At 59.3% G+C, this 2,150-nt stretch carries 1 pseudogene; it reads right to left on the reverse strand.

What is annotated here, in order from left to right:
* Positions 1-2,150 (reverse strand): annotated as a pseudogene (locus tag ACN0SO_RS27040) (DNA-directed RNA polymerase subunit beta'); the annotation flags it as partial.

Genomic DNA, 2,150 nt, shown 5'->3' on the forward strand with positions numbered 1-2,150 from the left:
CGGGCCGCATCGATTGCCTTCTGGTTGGCTTCCTCGAAGTCGATCCGGTCGACCTGTTCGCCCGGGAAGAACTCCGTGTCGCCGCTGTCGGTGATCTCGATCTTCTGCAGCATCTGGCGAACGATCACCTCGATGTGCTTGTCGTTGATCGTCACGCCCTGCAGACGATAGACTTCCTGGATTTCGTTGACGAGGTAGGCAGCCAGTGCCTCCACGCCCTTGACCGCCAGGATGTCGTGCGGTGCCGGATTGCCGTCGAGGATGTACTCACCCTTTTCGATGGCGTCGCCTTCCTGCAGATGGAAGTGCTTGCCCTTCGGGATGAGGTATTCGACGGGTTCCATTCCCTCGTCCGCCGGCTCGATGATGATGCGGCGCTTGTTCTTGTAATCGCGGCCGAAGCGGATCGTACCGGAGATTTCGGCAATGATCGCATGGTCCTTCGGACGGCGAGCTTCGAACAGTTCCGCAACGCGCGGCAGACCACCGGTGATGTCCTTGGTCTTTGCGCTTTCGAGCGGGATACGAGCCAGAACGTCACCGGTTCACCGATGCGACCGGCTGGACGACAGAATGGCGTCCACCGACAACTGGAACGGCTTGCCGCCGCGTGCCAGTTGCAATCTCGCCGTTCTGTCCTGATGACAATCGACGGCTTTGAGGATCGTACCGCGTGGGTCGAGCGCCAGTCGATGACCTGACGCTTGGTGATGCCGGTTGCCTCGTCCGTGGCTTCGAGAGACCGAGATGCCGATCGACGACATCTTCGAATTCCACGTGCCTTCGACTTCCGTCATCATCGGGGCGTATACGGGTCCCACTCGGCCAGACGCTGTCCGCGCGTCACCGCATCGCCGTCATCGGCATAGATCCTTGAGCCGTAAGCCACACGCTGCGAAGAGCGCTCGGCCATTCATCCAGGATCCTGGATGCCATGAACGGCCCATGGCAATCAGATTGCCATCGGAGTTACGCAGCATGTTGCGTTCTTGATGCGGACCGGTACCTCGTACGAGGCTTCCAGGAACGATGCTGTAACCACGGTGGCTGTGCCGCCTGTGGAAGGTACGCATCGTCAGCTGGTACCAGGTTCACCGATTGACTGGCGGCGATAACGCCGACAGCTTCACCAATGTTGACCGGCGTACCGCGCGCAAGGTCACGACCGTAGCAGTTCCGCAAACCGGTCTTGGATGTCACAGGTCAGCGGCGCGGATGCGACCGACTGAATGTCAGCGTAGCCTCGATGCCAGAACCTGGGTTTTCATCAACCGTCGAAGCTCGTTCTTGACCATCAGCACCGTCAAGGGTGTGGTTGATGTCATCGAGCGTGGTCCGACCAGGATACGCTGACCGATCGATGCAACCACCTGACCGGCATCGACGACAGCCGTCATTGGCAGTGGCACGTTGGTGCCGCAATCGACATGGTGACGATGCAATCCTGCGCAACGTCGACGAGACGACGGGTCAGGTAACCCGAGTTCGCCGTCTTGAGCGCCGTATCCGCCAGACCCTTACGGGCACCGTGGGTGGAGTTGAAGTACTCGAGAACCGAGAGGCCTTCCTTGAAGTTCGAGATGATCGGGTTCTCGATGATTTCACCGGAAGGCTTGGCCATCAGGCCGCGCATGCCGGCGAGCTGCTTCATCTGCTGGGGCGAACCACGAGCACCGGAGTGCGACATCATGTAGACCGAGTTCATCGGCTTCTGACGTCCGGTCTCCTCGTCGATCTGGACCGCCTTAATGCGGGCCATCATCTCGTCGGCGACCTTGTCGGTGCACTTCGCCCAGGCATCAACGACCTTGTTGTACTTCTCACCCTGGGTGATCAGACCGTCGTTGTACTGCTGCTCGTATTCGGTGGCGAGAGCGGCCGTCTCGGCAACAAGCTTCTGCTTGGTGTCCGGGATAACCATGTCGTCCATACCGAAGGAGATGCCGGCGTTACAGGCGTTTTTGAAGCCAAGCTGCATGATCCGGTCACAGAAGATGACCGTCTCCTTCTGACCGCAGGCACGGTAAACCGTGTCGATCATCTTGGAGATGTCCTTCTTGGTCATCAGCTTGTTACAGACGTCGAACGGCACTTCGTGGTGCTTCGGCAGAAGCTCCGCGATCAGCATGCGGCCAGGCGTCGTTTCGAAG

The sequence above is a fragment of the Roseibium sp. genome (assembly GCF_048260565.1).
In the GTDB taxonomy this organism is placed as follows: domain Bacteria; phylum Pseudomonadota; class Alphaproteobacteria; order Rhizobiales; family Stappiaceae; genus Roseibium.